This window comes from Salegentibacter salarius, assembly GCF_900168265.1.
Taxonomy (GTDB): Bacteria; Bacteroidota; Bacteroidia; order Flavobacteriales; family Flavobacteriaceae; genus Salegentibacter; species Salegentibacter salarius.
Genome location: NZ_FVZF01000026.1, coordinates 21,145 through 38,278, shown reverse-complemented (window position 1 = coordinate 38,278; position 17,134 = coordinate 21,145). Strand labels below are relative to the sequence as shown.

The 17,134-nt window shown below is 37.3% G+C and carries 17 protein-coding genes; 7 read left to right on the top strand and 10 right to left on the bottom strand.

Annotated elements, in window-relative coordinates:
• Positions 1-5: 5 nt before the first annotated feature.
• Positions 6-800: a hypothetical protein gene (locus B5440_RS13125; RefSeq protein WP_070054256.1), complete on the bottom strand. Its 795-nt coding sequence runs from the start codon at positions 798-800 to the stop codon at positions 6-8.
• 194 nt (positions 801-994) lie between these two features.
• Here B5440_RS13125 and B5440_RS13120 point away from each other — a divergent pair, with 194 nt between their 5' ends.
• From B5440_RS13120 to B5440_RS13100, 5 genes are all read left to right on the top strand, one after another.
• A complete protein-coding gene (locus tag B5440_RS13120; protein ID WP_070054255.1) occupies positions 995-1,642 on the top strand; it encodes a thymidine kinase in 648 nt (215 codons plus the stop codon).
• The gene (alr, locus tag B5440_RS13115) at positions 1,635-2,741 is read left to right on the top strand and encodes an alanine racemase (RefSeq protein ID WP_070054254.1); all 1,107 of its coding nucleotides are present in this window, start codon (positions 1,635-1,637) and stop codon (positions 2,739-2,741) included. The genes B5440_RS13120 and alr overlap by 8 nt, the downstream gene beginning before the upstream one ends.
• A gap of 66 nt (positions 2,742-2,807) precedes the next feature.
• Positions 2,808-3,242, top strand: a complete 435-nt coding sequence (mscL, locus tag B5440_RS13110) for a large conductance mechanosensitive channel protein MscL (protein ID WP_070054253.1) — start codon at positions 2,808-2,810, stop codon at positions 3,240-3,242.
• A gap of 278 nt (positions 3,243-3,520) precedes the next feature.
• Positions 3,521-4,510, top strand: coding sequence for an aspartate-semialdehyde dehydrogenase (locus tag B5440_RS13105; protein WP_070054252.1), 990 nt, complete (start codon positions 3,521-3,523; stop codon positions 4,508-4,510).
• A gap of 90 nt (positions 4,511-4,600) precedes the next feature.
• Positions 4,601-6,757, top strand: a complete 2,157-nt coding sequence (locus B5440_RS13100; protein ID WP_070054251.1) for a prolyl oligopeptidase family serine peptidase — start codon at positions 4,601-4,603, stop codon at positions 6,755-6,757.
• A 224-nt stretch (positions 6,758-6,981) separates the two neighbouring features.
• On the opposite strand, the gene B5440_RS13095 is transcribed toward B5440_RS13100, so the two are convergent.
• The 4 genes from B5440_RS13095 to B5440_RS13080 form a co-directional block, all read right to left on the bottom strand.
• The gene (locus B5440_RS13095) at positions 6,982-8,079 is read right to left on the bottom strand and encodes a glycosyltransferase family 9 protein (RefSeq protein WP_079711152.1); all 1,098 of its coding nucleotides are present in this window, start codon (positions 8,077-8,079) and stop codon (positions 6,982-6,984) included.
• Positions 8,080-8,098: 19 nt separating this feature from the next.
• Positions 8,099-8,704, bottom strand: a complete 606-nt coding sequence (locus B5440_RS13090) for a DUF4254 domain-containing protein (RefSeq protein WP_070054250.1) — start codon at positions 8,702-8,704, stop codon at positions 8,099-8,101.
• A gap of 3 nt (positions 8,705-8,707) precedes the next feature.
• Positions 8,708-9,706: a DNA adenine methylase gene (locus B5440_RS13085; RefSeq protein WP_070054249.1), complete on the bottom strand. Its 999-nt coding sequence runs from the start codon at positions 9,704-9,706 to the stop codon at positions 8,708-8,710.
• A 117-nt stretch (positions 9,707-9,823) separates the two neighbouring features.
• On the bottom strand, positions 9,824-10,747 hold the full coding sequence (locus tag B5440_RS13080; protein WP_070054248.1) for a DUF6427 family protein: 924 nt from the start codon (positions 10,745-10,747) through the stop codon (positions 9,824-9,826).
• 110 nt (positions 10,748-10,857) lie between these two features.
• Between B5440_RS13080 and B5440_RS13075 the strand changes: the two genes are divergently transcribed.
• Entirely contained in the window at positions 10,858-11,091 is a 234-nt protein-coding gene (locus B5440_RS13075) for a DUF6341 family protein (RefSeq protein WP_070054247.1), read from the top strand.
• Here the strand turns inward: B5440_RS13075 and purD are convergent.
• A complete protein-coding gene (purD, locus tag B5440_RS13070; protein WP_070054246.1) occupies positions 11,083-12,357 on the bottom strand; it encodes a phosphoribosylamine--glycine ligase in 1,275 nt (424 codons plus the stop codon). The two genes, B5440_RS13075 and purD, sit on opposite strands and share 9 nt — an antisense overlap.
• An 86-nt stretch (positions 12,358-12,443) precedes the next feature.
• On the opposite strand from purD, the gene B5440_RS13065 reads away from it, so the two are divergent.
• Positions 12,444-13,751 (top strand): phenylacetate--CoA ligase family protein, encoded by a 1,308-nt coding sequence (locus B5440_RS13065; RefSeq protein WP_070054245.1) that lies wholly within the window; start codon positions 12,444-12,446, stop codon positions 13,749-13,751.
• Between the two features lie 178 nt (positions 13,752-13,929).
• Here B5440_RS13065 and B5440_RS13060 read toward each other — a convergent pair whose 3' ends face one another.
• The 4 genes from B5440_RS13060 to rfbC are packed head-to-tail and all read right to left on the bottom strand — an operon-like array spanning position 13,930 to position 17,134.
• Complete coding sequence (locus B5440_RS13060; RefSeq protein ID WP_070054244.1) at positions 13,930-14,706, bottom strand: glycosyltransferase family 2 protein; 777 nt, start codon at positions 14,704-14,706, stop codon at positions 13,930-13,932.
• A gap of 8 nt (positions 14,707-14,714) precedes the next feature.
• Complete coding sequence (locus B5440_RS13055; RefSeq protein WP_070054243.1) at positions 14,715-15,704, bottom strand: UDP-glucuronic acid decarboxylase family protein; 990 nt, start codon at positions 15,702-15,704, stop codon at positions 14,715-14,717.
• A 39-nt stretch (positions 15,705-15,743) separates the two neighbouring features.
• Positions 15,744-16,592 (bottom strand): dTDP-4-dehydrorhamnose reductase, encoded by an 849-nt coding sequence (gene rfbD / locus B5440_RS13050; RefSeq protein ID WP_070054242.1) that lies wholly within the window; start codon positions 16,590-16,592, stop codon positions 15,744-15,746.
• Entirely contained in the window at positions 16,589-17,134 is a 546-nt protein-coding gene (gene rfbC, locus B5440_RS13045) for a dTDP-4-dehydrorhamnose 3,5-epimerase (RefSeq protein WP_070054241.1), read from the bottom strand. The genes rfbD and rfbC overlap by 4 nt, the downstream gene beginning before the upstream one ends.

The window sequence follows — 17,134 nt, the reverse complement described above, 5'->3', positions numbered from 1 at the left end:
CGAATTTAATTACTGAATTTGTTCTCTATTTTTGCCATAAATCGCTCTTCGTAATCTTCTTTTCCCTCCCAGTGATTATAATCTGGCTTCACCACCAACTGGATGAATTTTTGAGCTTCATCTAAAGAACTAAAAGTATTTAACTGGGAAAGTACCCGGTTATAATCTGAAGAATTTCCGTCGAAAAGATTTTTTATAAATGAAAGTCGTTCGTTAAGTCCAATATTAATTCCTTTTTTCAACCTGTCGTTTACAGACTTTGGTCTTTGGTCTTTTTGCCGATTATTCAATGGTTCGAAATCGGGAAGATTATCATAATCTACTCCAATATTTCTAAAATCGTTTTTAGGCGCTTCGGTTTTTGGCTTTGGTGGCTCTTCTTCCATTTGGAGAGATTGCTGTTGTGCCGGCGGTGCCTGTGGTTTAGGATTTGCCTGTTCTATAAGCTCATCTACACGCTCAGATTCCGCAGGCATTTGCGCTACAATATCTTTTATCTTTTCTGTATTGGGTTCGGTAATTGCATCGGCATCTTCCCGATATTCGGTACCATCTGGGGCGTAATCGTCACGTTCGTGCTGTACCGGTGCTTTAGCCTGAACTTTCTTCTCAATCTTAGGTGTTGGAGTGGCTTCAGAAGCTTCAAATGCCTCAAGATTCTTTTCGGTGAAGTTCAATATAGAAAGTTGCTCATATAAGGTTGCCGCTTTTAATTTAAGCGCTTTGGTATCTAGATTTTCTTTTTCAGAAATTATTTCTTCGGCAAGTTTTACTAACTCTTTTTTAAGTCTGTTTTTCATTTTTCAGCAATATTTATGAACCCACTTTTTTATTTAAAGTCTCTCAAGTTTCAATATAACACTTACAAAAAAAGTGCCTTAATCTGGTTTAATAACTTTAGTGGTTACCAACCGGTAATGGCTTGTATTTTTAATAAATTTGTTCCACCTTTATCAAAAAGGGCAAGTTCCCATTTCGATTTGAAAATTACAAAATGTTTCTCGAAAATACAGTAAATCACGAAGAGCAATTTGGCTGGATTGAAGTTATTTGTGGCAGTATGTTCTCTGGCAAGACCGAAGAACTAATTCGCCGTTTAAAAAGAGCCCAGTTCGCCAAACAAACCGTAGAAATCTTTAAACCCGCCATAGACACGCGCTATGACGAGGAAATGGTGGTTTCTCATGATTCCAATGAAATTAGGTCTACTCCCGTTCCTTCGGCTTCCAATATCAGGATTCTTGCCGATGGTTGTGATGTGGTAGGAATAGACGAAGCCCAGTTTTTTGATGATGAAATTGTAACGGTTTGCAACGATCTCGCAAATAGAGGAATTAGGGTAATTGTAGCCGGATTGGATATGGATTTTAAAGGAAATCCTTTTGGTCCTATGCCCTATCTTATGGCTACTGCAGAATATGTAACCAAAGTACACGCAGTTTGCACCCGCACCGGAAACCTGGCACAATTTAGCTATAGAAAAGCTATTAATGACGACCTGGTTTTTTTAGGGGAAAACGAGGAATACGAACCTTTAAGCCGTGGTGCATATTACAAAGCTATGCTTAGGGAAAGGGTTAAGAAATTAGATGTGAAAGATGCCGAAGAATTGCAACCTAACCTAAAGAAAAAGAATGCCTAAAGCCGAAGAAACCGTTCTGGAAATAGACCTTAACGCCTTAGCTCATAATTTTAAAACCATAAAATCGCAGTTAAAACCCGGCGTTAAATTTATGTCGGTTATTAAAGCTTATGCCTACGGAAATGATTCTGTAGCAATGGCACATAAATTAGAAGAACTGGGCACCGATTATTTTGCGGTTGCTTATACTGAAGAAGGCATTAGACTGCGGGAAGCAGGTATTAGCAAACCTATTTTAATTCTGCACCCACAACCCGTAAATTATCCTGAAATAATTGAACATTGCCTGGAACCTAATTTATACAGTGCAAGAACGCTTCAACTTTTTATAGATCTCGCAGAAAAGCAAAAGCAGAAAGATTATCCGGTGCATCTAAAGTTTAATACGGGAATGAACCGCCTTGGATTTACTGAAGCCAATTATCATCATATTCCGGAGAAATTAAAGAAAACGAAGTCGGTAAAAATAGCTTCTGCCTTTTCCCATTTAGCAGCTAGCGAAGATTGGAAAGAGCGTGAATTCACCCTTTCTCAAATCTATAAATTCAAAGATCTGGTGGGTAAACTTTTGGAAGATATTGGTTACGAACCGCTTTTGCATCTTTGTAATACTTCAGCGATTTTTAATTATCCTTCTGCCACTTTTTCTATGGTAAGAAGCGGTTTGGGACTGTACGGTTTTGCCAATGACGATAATCTCAACAAAAAACTCAAACCTGTTGGTACTTTTAAATCGGTTATTTCTCAAATTCAAAATTTAGAAGAAGGAGATACGGTAGGTTATGGCCGTGCTTTTAAAGCCGAAAAAACTACCAGAATAGCTACGCTTCCTGTTGGCCATGCCGATGGTATAAAACGCATTTATGGCCACGGAAAAGCCGGGGTTTTTATTAATGGCGAATACGCTCCTATTGTAGGTAACGTTTGTATGGATATTATTATGATAAACGTTACCCACATTGACTGTAAGGAAGGTGATGAAGTAATAATTTTTGGCGGCCCCCAAGATGTCCCTGAATTTTCAGCCAAAGGAGGAACCGTTTCTTATGAGCTTATTACCGGTATTTCACAAAGAGTAAAACGTGTGATTATTCAGTAATTAAATGATTTTTTCTAGCCAATTATTGTGTAATTTGGTTAGTTACTAATCCAATCAGAATTTATCATGAGTTTTATTCAAGATTTTAAAAAGTTTATGCTCAAGGGTGATATTATAGCCCTTGCTACTGCGGTGGTGATAGGTGCCGCTTTTAACAAAATCATCGCTTCTGTAGTGGCCGATGTTATTATGCCTATAATTGGTTTAATTACCGGAGGAACAGATTTTTCACAGAAATTCATATCGTTAAATGGCGTTTCCTACGAAACATTAGAATCTGCAAAAGAAGCTGAAGCCGCTGTAATCACTTACGGAAATTTAATAGATACCATTATTCATTTTATAATCGTTGCATTTTTTATATTTTTGGTATTACGGGCGTATGAAAAGACTAAAAAGGAAAAAGAAGCCCCAAAACTGGTGGAGCCAAAAGGGCCAACCCAGGAAGATTTGCTTACCCAAATTAGGGATGAGCTAAAAAAACAGAACAGTACGACTTAAATTTTTTAAAGATACGAGCACCGCTATACTGCTCATTTTAAATAAATCGTAATTTAATTAAACCCCACAGGAAACTGTGGGGTCTTTTTTTAACGAAAAACACGAATTAGTTTAAAAACAATAATTCTTTTCAATTTTAAGGGCTCAGACTATGTAAGTTAAGTTGGGGATAATAAATTTGCGGCTGATTAAATTAACAGGTGTCGAAAGCTGTTAATACAATTTGAAAAAAGCATAATAGTTTCCCGTCTTCACGGGAAAGACAAAAGTTATAAATTATGAGAATAGCAGTTGTAGGCGCTACCGGAATGGTAGGCGAGATCATGTTAAAAGTTTTAGCCGAAAGGAATTTTCCGGTTACGGAATTATACCTGGTTGCTTCAGAAAGGTCAGTTGGGAAAAAGATCAATTTTAAAGGAAAAGACTATGAAGTAATTGGCTTGCAAACGGCGGTAGACCTTAAACCGGATATTGCGCTATTTTCTGCCGGTGGAGAAACTTCTTTGGAATGGGCTCCAAAATTTGCCGAAAATGGAACAACGGTAGTAGATAATTCTTCGGCCTGGAGAATGGATGAAACCAAAAAACTGGTGATTCCGGAGATTAATGCTTCTGAATTGACCAAAGAAGACAAGATCATTGCAAATCCTAACTGTTCTAGCATCCAGTTGTTGATGGCTTTAAAACCGCTGCACGATGCTTTCAAAATTAAGCGTGTTATCGTTTCTACTTACCAGTCTATTACCGGTACCGGCGTAAAAGCGGTGGAGCAGTTGGAAAATGAATACAAAGGTGAAAAAGGCGAGATGGCCTATCCTTATCCTATTCATAAGAATGCCCTTCCGCATTGTGATGTGTTCCAGGAAAACGGATACACCAAAGAAGAGATGAAACTTACTAAAGAAACCAAAAAGATCCTTGGAGATGAATCGGTATTGGTAAGTGCTACCGCAATTAGAATTCCTGTGGTTGGCGGGCATTCAGAATCTGTGAATATTGAATTTGAAAATGAATTTGATGAAGCTGAAGTACGAAAAATCCTGAGTCAGTTTCCTGGGGTAACCGTTCAGGATAACCCGGAGACCAATACTTACCCAATGCCTATTTACGCTGAAGGAAAAGACGATGTTTTTGTTGGCAGGATTCGCCGGGATTATTCACAACCTAAAAGTTTAAATATGTGGGTAGTGGCCGATAATCTTAGGAAAGGCGCAGCTACCAATACCATACAAATTGCCGAATACCTGATTAAAAATAAATTAGTGTAAACGGTAGCAAACAAAAAACTAACTAATACCTGTAAAATTGTAACTTACAGGCATTTTTTAGTACTAACTGTTTGTATCAAAACATAATTTATGAAAAAAACATTACCCGGAATTTTTGCTCTTGCCGTCCTGGCTTCCTGCAATGATTCTAAAAACGAAAAAGAAATCAGTTTGAATTACCCTGAAACCAAAAAAGTAGATACGGTTACCGATTATTTTGGGACCGAAGTTAAAGACCCTTACCGCTGGCTGGAAGACGACCGCAGCGAAGAAACCGAAGCTTGGGTAAAAGCCCAAAACGAGGTAACTTTCGATTATCTAAACAGTATTCCGTATAAAAAAGAACTTGAAGAAAGACTTTCAGAAATATGGAATTACGAAAAAATAAGTGCCCCTTTTGAAGAAGGCGATTACACCTATTTCTACAAAAACGATGGTTTACAAAATCAATACGTGGTTTATAGAAAAAAAGGTGAAGATGGGGAAACAGAAATCTTCCTGGATCCTAACAAATTCAGTGAAGATGGTACTACTTCCCTTGCCGGCATAAGTTTCTCTAAAGACGGCAGTAAAGCCGCTTATGCTATTTCTGAAGGTGGTAGCGACTGGAGAAAAATAATCATTATAGATGCCGAAAATAAAGAACGCGTAGAAGATACTATTCAGAATGTAAAATTCAGTGGAATTTCCTGGAAAGGAAACGAAGGCTTTTACTATTCCAGCTACGAAAAGCCAGAAGGCAGCGAGCTTTCGGCAAAGACAGATCAACATAGGTTATTTTATCATAAACTGGGAACTCCACAAAGTGATGACAAGGTGATTTTTGGAGATACTGAAGAACAAAAACATCGTTACGTAGGCGGTGGCGTTTCAGAAGATGACCGTTTTTTATTTATTTCTGCAAGGAATTCAACTTCCGGCGGGAAACTTTTTATGATGGATCTCTCCAAAAATAATCCAGAATTGGTTACTATTTTAGACCACGAAAACACCGATAGCTACGTAATTACCAACGAAGACAGCAAATTGTTTATCGTTACGAATATGGATGCGCCCAATCGTAAGGTTGTGACCGTAGATGCCGCAAATCCTTCTCCTGAAAACTGGGAAGACTTTATTCCTGAAACCGAAAACGTATTGAGCCCTTCTACCGGCGGCGGCTATTTCTTTGCCGAATATATGGTAGATGCAGTTTCTGAAGTAAAGCAATACGACTATGATGGAGAATTAGTTCGTGAAGTTGAACTTCCGGGAATTGGTTCTGCAGGCGGATTTGGTGCCAAAAAGGAAAAAGAAGAATTGTATTATTCTTTCACTAATTATGTAACTCCGGGTACCATCTACAAATACAATATTGAAGAAGGAACTTCTGAAGTTTATAACAAACCGAATATAAAATTTAATCCAGACGATTACGAAAGTAAGCAGGTTTTTTACACCTCAAAAGACGGAACAAAAATCCCAATGATTATTACCCATAAAAAAGGTCTTGAGCTTAACGGTAAGAATCCAACAATGCTTTATGGATATGGAGGCTTCAATGTTAGTTTAACGCCTTCTTTTAGCACTGCAAATGCGATCTGGATGGAACAAGGCGGCGTTTATGCCGTTCCAAACCTAAGAGGAGGTGGTGAATATGGAAAAGAATGGCATGATGCCGGTATTAAACTCAAAAAACAAAACGTTTTTGACGATTTTATAGCTGCTGCGGAATACCTTATTGAAGAGAATTATACCTCAAGTGATTACCTGGCTATTCGCGGTGGTTCTAACGGCGGACTTTTAGTTGGAGCAACTATGACCCAGCGTCCAGACCTTATGAAAGTAGCTTTACCGGCCGTTGGCGTAATGGATATGCTGCGTTACCATACTTTCACAGCAGGAGCAGGCTGGGCTTACGATTATGGAACTTCCCAGGATAGCAAAGAGATGTTTGAATATCTTTACAACTATTCTCCCGTTCATAATATTGAAAAAGGAACTGAATATCCTGCTACTTTGGTTACCACAGGAGATCACGACGATCGTGTGGTGCCTGCGCATTCCTTTAAATTCGCTGCCGAATTGCAGGAAAAACACGCTGGGGAAGAACCTGTCTTAATCAGGATTGAAACCAAAGCCGGTCACGGTGCAGGGAAACCTACAAAAATGATTATTGAAGAATATGCCGATATTTTTGGGTTCACTCTTTATAATATGGGCTTTGATGTTTTACCAAATAAAACTAAAGAAGAAGTAAAAGGATAAACTTTTTTATCTTAACTCAAACCTCACAGTTTTTAAAAACTGTGAGGTTTTTTTATAAGTAAGAATAACTAAAAAGGGTTTTGAATTACTCTACGTCATCCTGAACTTGTTTCAGGATCTAACGATTAACATACTAGAAGATGAAACAAGTTCAGCTTGACGATTTAAGAACTTTCCATTCCTTTTTTAATTTCCAATTTTGGTAAGATTGGATTGAGTAGTTTCTAAAACAAAACCTCATCAATTTTCTTTAAAACACTTTCAGGAGAAATGCTACCAATGGCATTCTCATAAGCTTCAGGGTATGAATTTCCGTACACAGAAGTGGGAATTTTTGGATATTGAGTAAGATCAGGGAGTAGACTGTGACTTTCTGGTTGATTAAAAGGCGCAAAACCCGCATAAGGATGTGTAACACCCCAAAGTGTAATTACCGGGGTTCCAAACATCGCAGCCATATGGCCATTTCCGCTATCCATAGCAAGCATAGCATCAAGATTATCAATAAGCGCAAGTTCTTCGGCTAAAGTCAGTTTTCCGGCAATGCTAATTGTGTTTTTAAACTTTTTTGACCAATTTTCTAATTGGTTAGTTTCTTCTTCCCCACCACCGAACAGCAAAACCTTAATTTTTGGGTTTTCGCTTAATTCCTCTAAAACTTCTTCCATTAGACCTGCCGGATAAGCTTTAGAATTATGCTGCGCGAAAGGTGCAATCCCAAGCCATTTTTTAGGTTCGGTGCCTACCAGTTCTCTTATTTTTCCTGAAAGCTTTTCTTTATTCGGAAATTGATGCGAGCTAAGATCAATGGGGTAACCCAAAGCTTCAAACACATCGGCATAGCGTTGTATTGTAGGTTTTAATTGCTTAAAGATCTTGTTATTTTCACGGGTGAGCGCTTTCTTTTCATTCCGGCCCTTATCGATTTGCTTTACCGGAATTCCAAACATATAGAAGACCGATTTTAGCACATTACTGCGTAAAACATCATGAAGATCGGCTACTTTATCAATACCAATATCGCGAAGATCTTTTGCCAGGCGACAAAGACCAACCACGCCACTATGTACCCCTTTAATATCGGCTTTATAAACAGAAACCCCTGGAATTCCTTTAAACATTGGTTCAAAAAATCCCCGGGTTAAAACTGTAACTTTTAAATATGGATAGGTGGCCGTTAAGACCCGCAACACGGGAACTGTCATCGCTACATCACCCATAGCCGATAACCTAATCACCAGGATATGAGAAGCCCCCTTTGCCTGCGGTCTCTCCCCCATTCGGGAAGAAGTCTTTTTCACATTGGGAGACTGCTTCTTCATATAGAATAATTTTAAAGCTTTATTTTTTTCTAAGTACAGGATTCAGTTCATCGTCATTGTACATTTTCATTTGCCGGTACACTTTCATATATTTTTTTCCGGCAGCAATATCTTCCAACAATTGATTTATCGCTTTAGAAAGGTCTACACGTTGCTCCAGTAATACATCAAGCTTGGCTTTACACTTCATTTGGTGCTCTTGCGAAGCATCTTCCCGGTTAGCTTCCTCGTGCATATGGTAAATCTTTAAAGCTAAAATTGAAAGCCTATCTATTGCCCAGGCAGGACTTTCAGAATTAATTGTAGCATCATCTTTTGGCTGAATATCTTTAAATTTCTTTAAAAAATAACTATCAATATATTCCACCGTGTCAGTGCGGTCCTGGTTAGAAGCATCTATCTGGCGTTTTAGTGTCAGTGCATCAACCGGATCAATATGTTTATCCCTAATTATATCCTCGTAATGCCATTGTACAGTGTCAATCCAGCATTTTCTATACAACAAATGCTCAATTAGTTCATTTTCGCTATCGTAAGGATTTTCAAATGGCTGCTCTACCGTATCTTTTTCGTGGTATTTTTCTATTACTTCTTGAAAAATCTTATTTGCTTTATCTGAAAACATAAATTATTTTTTTTCTAAAATGTGTAGATATTCTGTAGTGTTATTGGCCGTGTGGTTTCGGTTTTCAGTCTTATCTGCTTTAAAACGCTGATAATTTCTAGTGACTAAATCGTAATTTCCAAAACGGCTCATTACTTTTTTTATTTCTTCGGAAGGCATTAGACCCTCGTTATTATAGCTGAAAAATATATACCTGAAACGGGCATTTTCTACCAGATCCCGAAAAGATTTTTCAACCTCTCTCCTTCTGCAATAATTAGAACGATAATAATCTCGAAGCCCGGTTTTACCTCTAGGTGCAAAGGTATCATATTTTGCGATGGTATTTAAAATATGATAGTTGGCGCCATATTGACGCGCATTGTAGGGCGGATCTAAATACAGGATATCTCCTTCTATTTCTTTAATTAACTGATTTGCATCTTTTTGAAACACCTTATGAGAATGCGTTGTCAATTCAAATTTTGCCGGTTGTAATTTTAGTTCCTTTTGGGCTGTTGGTTTTACTTTCTTTAAAAAAGCAGCATAAACCGAAGCGGTATTCGCTACTTTATCGGCACTTTCCAGCAATGAAGCTAAGAGAAAAAAATACTGGTTTACCCCTATTTTCTTATTCAATTTCCAATTATCTATTTGCTGCCGAATTGCGTCAATTCTCTTTCCGTTTGCTTCAGAAAAATAGAGTCTGCCAGCCTTGCCATTTTCGCTGTATTCCTCGAAAACAAACCCCGATTTACCTTGCAGCTTATTTAATTCTGCAAGCAAACCTTCAGCTTCCAGATGCTGATGATTTTCAATATAATTTTTCAGCAAAACATAACTATAAAATTCAACATCGTTAGCGATCACAGATTTTACCGAAGTTTTAAAATTGCGGCCCACGCTGCCGGTTCCGGCAAAGAGATCGCAAAATACCATTTGGGAAAGATCTTCAGAAACCACTTCTGATACGGTAGATTTAATAAAATCTCCAAGCTTATGTTTAGAACCTATATAATTCATTTTATCGCTCAAATCACATCAGCTAATGTGGTTTTGCTCTGCTGAAATTGGAATTCTTTTAATTGTGAAGTTTCAAAAGTAGCAACATATTTTTCAATCACCGGCAGGTAAATACTTTTAAAAAATCAATGGAATACTCAATGGCATTAAGATAAGCAATACAAGTAAAACTTCCCGGAAAACCTTATCGCTTTTTTGATCAAAATAAATGGAGGTCACAATACTAAGCGGCACGAAAAAGAAAATTAGCTCACTCCCATCTTTAGTTGGCGCAAAAATAGCTACGGCTACAGCGGTTAATAAACTGAGCAAAACCAGGTTTAAGGAAGGTTTCATAGACACACTTGCTTTATTCACCACGGCAAAAAACTGCACCAGGGACCAAAGAGTAAGCGCCAAAATTATACTTACAGGAATAAGAATTTCAAGGTTTTGATATTTTGAATAATCAAAATTACTCCACTGGAACCACTCGGAAAATGTATAAAATTGATCGTAGGTAATAATGTGAAAACTTTGCGTTAGCGCCGCAACCGCTAAAACGGCAATAGGTGGAATTAACCAGTTTTTAGGTTTTGGCAAATAATATAAAATCCCGGCATAAACTACCACCAAAAACAAAATAGACCAGAAATAAAAAAGTGAAGCGATACAGATCCAAAAGGTGGCGTCAAAAATTTTCTTTTGAGTAACTTTTTTAGTTTGCAAACTTATAACTCTTCTCAATGCAAATAGCACGCATATATTCGCGAAAATAGCCTGGTGGTTTCTTAAGAGAGCAAAAAAGGAAGCCGAAAAAATCACAAAAAATAGGATCTTATAAGCGCTACGCTGGGTAAGTTCATTCTTTTTAGCAATAAAATTTAGCACAAAAACACTAAGGATAAGACATAGTAAAACTACCAGTTTCTCTAAAAAATTAAAGATCTCAAATTCCAAAAACCAGGCTTTAAAATTGGCGATTATAAAAAATATGATCAAAAAAATACTGATCGCTACGCCGTTTACCGGTTTTGATTTGCCAAAAAAGCTTGTTAGCATTGTGGTTTTTTATATTTTTGTATTCTTAAATACAACAAAGTTAGTTATTGAACTTCTTTAGAGGCACTTTAATATAGCTTTGAAATAAATTGAACTTAAATTCATTAAAAATGTTAAGAGATATATTTGAAGGTATTGCCTACTTATTTGAAGAGATACTTTTCTATCCTTTAGATTTATTAAGAGATCTAGAATTAGAATCCTGGTGGGCTGCAAATGCCTTAAATTTTATTTTTGTCCTTGTTGGGCTAGCTGCTTTTGCATATTGGATGAAGCAACTTAAGCATTACAACGACATTAGCGATGATGATCGTGATCCAACAGCACACTCTTTTTTAGGATAAATCAAAACCAAGATCTTTTCTATAATACATCTTATCAAAATGTAGTTTCTCTGCATTTTGATAAGATTTTTTTAGTGCCTCTTTGTAATCTTTCCCAAAAGAGGTTACCGCAATCACCCGGCCACCACTGGTTACAATTTTATCGCCTTCATTTTTAGTCCCGGCGTGAAATACAATTGACCCCTCTACCTTATCAAACCCGGTAATTTCTTTAGATTTCTCATAAGCTTCAGGATAACCTCCAGATACCAACATAACTGTTGCGGCTGTACGCTCATCAAGCTCTAAGCTGGCTTCGTTTAATTTTCCTTCGCTAACTTTTTCAAAAATGTCTACAAGATCAGATTTTATACGCGGCAGCACCACCTCTGTTTCGGGATCTCCCATTCTTACATTATATTCTATCACGTAAGGCTCATTATCCACTTTTATAAGTCCGATGAAGATAAAGCCTTTATAATCAATATTTTCTTCCCGAAGTCCGTTTACTGTAGGTTTTACGATTCGATCTTCAATTTTTCCCATCAATTCATCATCTACAAAAGGAACTGGAGAGATCGCACCCATTCCACCGGTATTTAAACCGGTGTCGCCTTCACCAATTCTTTTGTAATCTTTGGCGGTTGGCAAGATTTTATAATTTTTCCCGTCAGTAAGTACGAAAACGCTTAATTCAATGCCGTCTAGAAATTCCTCGATCACCACTTTTGCGCTTGCTGCACCAAATTTCTTTTCGGCAAGCATATTTTGAAGTTCCTGTTTGGCTTCATCCAGATCGTTTAAGATCAAAACTCCTTTTCCGGCTGCAAGTCCATCGGCTTTTAAAACATAAGGAGGCTTTAAGGTTTCCAGAAATTTTTTCCCTGCTTCCAGACTTTTTTCAGTAAAACTCTCATAAGCAGCGGTAGGAATTTTATGGATCGCCATAAACTCTTTAGCGCGTTCTTTACTTCCTTCTAAAAGCGCCCCTCTTTTTGACGGGCCAATAACTTTAACTTGCTTTAAAGCCTCATCTTCGGCAAAAAAATCGGTTATACCTTCTACTAAAGGATCTTCAGGACCTACTACTAACATTTCGATTTTTTCTTTCAGCACAAAGGCTTTAATCCTCTCAAAATCGGTCACTTTAAGATCAATATTTTCAGCTATTTCAGCGGTTCCTGCGTTACCCGGAGCCACAAAGAGTTGAGAACATTTTGGGCTCTGTGATAGTTTATAAGCAAATGTATGTTCGCGTCCGCCGGCGCCAAGAATTAAAATTTTCATCCTGAAGTGATTTTAGTTATGGCATCAAAAATAATTGTTTGTAAATTGAAGCACCAATAAATTGTGATAAAAAAGCCTATTTGCCCTTGGACTGGTTTAAACTTTCGCTACAGCTTAATAAATTCCCTATAAACCGGGCACAAAAAGCATTGGAGCAAATTCAGGAAATTCCGGAAGATCAATACGAAACTTACCTTCTTGAAAAACGGAAGGAAATTGTTGAATATCATCTAAAGCACAATGAGTTTTATAAGGATTTCTTCGGAAAATCTAATTTTACCACCTGGAGCGAAGTGCCTGTAATGACTAAACCCGATTTACAGCAGAAACTGGAAAACCGACTTAGTAAAGACTTTACAAAATCTACCGCTTATATTGGAAAAACCTCCGGTAGCAGTGGTACACCGTTTATTTTCGCTAAAGATAAATTTGCCCACGCCTTAAGTTGGGCTGGATTCCATGACCGATATCAATGGTTCGGTATTGATCTTAATAAGTCCTTACAGGCAAGGTTTTATGGTATCCCCTTAGATTTCTACGGAAATATCCAGGAGCGAATTAAAGACCGAATTAGCTTACGCCGCAGGTTTCCTATTTTTGATCTTAGCGAAGAAAAAATGGAAAAATTTCTGAAGCGTTTTCAAAGATCAGACTTCAGCTATATTAATGGTTACACCAGTGCTGTATTGCTTTTTGCTAAATTTCTGGCCGGTAAGAACCTAATTTTGAAAGAAGTTTGCCCAAATTTAAAGCTTTGCATAGTTACTTCAGAACGTTTATTTAGGAAGGACAAAGAACTAATGCAAACTGTATTCGGTGTGCCTGTAGTCAACGAATATGGGGCCAGTGAAGTTGGACTTATTGCTTTTGAGAATCCCAAAAATGAATGGATAATTAATTCTGAAGATCTTTTTGTAGAGATTCTGGATAAAAATAACAAAGCCGTCCCTTATGGAAACGAAGGACGTATTGTGATTACTTCGCTTTACAATAAGGCCCATCCTGTGATTCGCTACGATATTGGCGATACCGGCATACTTTCTAGCAAAAGCACTGCAAAAACTCCAATTTTAGAAAAATTAATTGGCCGTACCAGTGATATCGCTAAACTTCCTGATGGAAAAGTTGTACCCGGACTTACGTTCTATTATGTCACAAAAAGCATAATAGAAGATACAGGCAGCATTAAAGAATTTATCGTTAATCAAAATGCACCCGATTCTTTTAAAATTGAATATGTGAGCAAGGAGGATTTTTCTAAAAATCAGCAGCAAAAAATATTACAGGCCATTGAGACCTACGTGGGAAAAAACCTGAAAGTAGCTTTTGAAAGAAAAGACACGCTTAAGAGAAGTAAAAGTGGGAAGTTGAAACAATTTACGTCAGATTTGTAATTTTTTTATCGCCACGAATTCACGAATATTTTCTGAAAAATTGCTTCCCTATTTTCCAGGGAAAAGATTAATTCAGCTTTGCTGAGGAAAGTGAAGGTTAAGTCGAAAATTAGATACCAGATCAAAATCGGGGTAGGCTCTGAAATAATCCCGAAGCTTCGGGACAGGATGACATAAATCAATTCGAAATCTTCTTTACTTGCTTCTTTTTTACTAAAAAATGTTCCTTTAAAAATACTAGCATATAACCGGTACTTTTGATGAAGTTGAATCCTAAAATTTTATAGTAGATATTGAAATTATATTTCAGCATTTCAAATTTATTCCTGGAGATAGATCCCTTTCTCACCCGGTATTTCGCTAAACATTGTTGAATACCTATTGCCGGTCCGCCCTTTTTAACGGCTTCAAGCCAAAGCGCCCAATCCTGTCTTTTCCTGATTTCAGGAGCATATATTTTACCTAGCTTTTTCGCACTGTAGATTCCGGTAAGGTTGCCGAGATAATTTGATTTTAGTAGTTTCTGATACGTTAAAGTTGGTAGCGCTTCAATGATTTCATTTCTGGAATTTCCGTTTTCATCTATTTGTAGATAGCTGGAGAAACAAACTGAAGCATCCTGCTCCTGCATTATTTCAAGCTGGATTTGCAGCTTTTTAGGTTTCCATTGGTCGTCAGCATCCAAAAAAGCTATAAAATCGCCCTGCGCGGCTTTAATTCCTTTATTCCGACTTATGCCGGTTCCAGAGTTCATTTGATTTTGAAGTATTTTAATCCGAAAATCTTGCTTTGCCAGTTTTTTAGTTTTAGAAAAAGTAGCATCAGTAGAGGCATCATCAATAATGAACAATTCCCAATTGGAATAAGTTTGAGTAATCACCGATTCCACAGCGGCTTCAATAAAATCTTCCGCATTAAAAGCGGGCATAATTACTGAAACCAAAGGATTATCCATAATTTGATTTAACGTCTTATATGGCCTGAAAAATCTTTGTGCTCACTTTTTTCCAGTTCTTCCGCACTCAGGTTTTTAAAATAATTGTAAGTGATTTTCATTCCTTCACTTCGAGAAACTTTTGGTTCCCAACCTAAAATCTCTTTTGCTCTACTAATATCGGGCTGTCTTTTAAGCGGATCGTCTGCGGGAAGTTCTTTGTACACAATTTCCTGATTGGTACCAGTAAGTTTCAAGATTTCTTCAGCAAAATCTTTAATGGTAATTTCATCTGGATTTCCAATATTCACAGGTTCTGAATAATCGCTTAGCAACAATTTATAAATCCCTTCAACCTGATCGTCTACATAACAAAAAGAACGCGTTTGTAAACCATCACCAAAAATAGTGAGATCTTCCCCACGAAGCGCCTGACCAATAAACGCCGGAATTACACGGCCGTCGTTTAAACGCATCCTGGGACCGTAAGTATTAAAAATCCTGGCAATCCGGGTTTCCAAACCGTGAAAACGGTGATAGGCCATGGTGATAGATTCCTGAAAACGCTTGGCTTCATCATAAACTCCGCGTGGACCTATGGTATTCACATTCCCATAATATTCTTCATTTTGTGGATGAACCTCAGGGTCTCCATAAACTTCAGAAGTTGAAGCGATAAGAATCCTGGCATTTTTCTCTTTGGCTAAACCAAGACAATGTAAAGTGCCCACAGAACCAACTTTTAAGGTTTGAATAGGAATTTTTAGATAATCTATAGGGCTGGCAGGAGAAGCAAAATGCAGAATGTAATCTAACTCGCCGGGAACGTGAACAAATTTGGTGATATCGTGATGAAAAAATTCAAAATTATCCCGCTTAAAAAGATGTTCTATATTCTTAAGATCACCGGTAATAAGGTTGTCCATGCCAATAACATCGTAACCTTCTTTAATAAATCGGTCGCATAAATGTGAACCTAAAAATCCGGCGGCACCGGTAATGAGTATTCTTTTTGCCATTATTTAATTTTAGTTGAAATTAATGAAATTCTTTCAGAATTAAGCATTTATCAATTTTTCAAGACTCTTTTTCCAATTTAAAACCGGTTGTTGAAATGTTTGTTGCAGTTTACTTTTATCCAGCACACTATATGCTGGTCTTGCGGCAATGGTTTTAAAATTATTGCTTTTATTTAAAACTATTTCTTCGGAATTTCCCGTATATTCTAAAATCGCTTTTGCAAAATCGTACCAGGTAGCCTGACCTAAATTACTGAAATGATATAAACCAAAATTCTTATTTTCTGAATCGATTATTTCCAAAACAAATTCTGCGAGATCATTAGCATTTGTTGGAGTACCGGTTTGAGAAGTAGTAATATTAAGCTCCGCTTTTTCTTCTATTTTTCTAAGTATCGTCTTATAAAAATTATGACCGAATTCTGAATACAGCCACGAAGTCCTAAAAATAAAATGCTCTTTCAAAACCTCAGCGATTAGCTCCTCTCCCTTTAATTTTGAAGCGCCATAAACGTTTATAGGATTCGTCTTATCGGTTTCTTTGTATGGCTTTTCAGCTTTACCGTCGAAAACATAATCGGTGGAAAAATGAACTAAAATTGCTTGATTTTCATTACAAACCTCAGCCAGGTTTTTAGGTCCGGTTGCGTTAATTTGAAAGGCTTTTTCTTCTTCAGATTCGGCTTTTTCAACATTGGTATAAGCCGCGCAATTAATTACGTAATCGAATTTTACTTCAGAAAACAGTTTTTCCAGTTTCGGTTTATCAGTGATATCTGCTTCCGAAGAAGATTTAAAAACGAAATTGAATTCAGAATAATTCCCCGAAATCTTTTTAAAACAAGCCCCCAGTTGGCCATTGGATCCTGTTACGAGAATATTTTTCATTTAAAAACCCCTTTTAAGCGCGGTTGTTTTAAATCTTTATCTGAAATAATCATTTCTTCCTCCGGAAATTCCCAATCTATCGCCAGGTCGGGATCGTTATAAATAATACCGGCTTCTGAACCGGGATAATAATATTCATCGCATTTATAAGCAAAAACCGAGGTTTCTGAAAGCGTAACAAAGCCGTGACCAAATCCTTTGGGAATATAGAGCTGGTATAAATTCTCGTGATCTAGAATAATTTTAAAACTCTGCTTAAAAGTGGGCGATTCTGGTCTCAAGTCTACCACCACGTCCAATACTTTTCCATAAATAGCACGTACCAGTTTGGTTTGACCAAATTCCCCGGTTTGGTAATGCAATCCACGCAAAACCCCCTTTTTGGAAATAGATTGATTATCCTGAACAAACTCTTTCTCTATCCCGGTTAATTCTATAAACTTCTTTTTGTGATAGCTCTCCAGAAAAAGGCCGCGTTTATCCCGAAAAATATCGGGTTTTATGATAAAGCAGTCTTTTAAAGGCGATTCTTCAACTTTCAT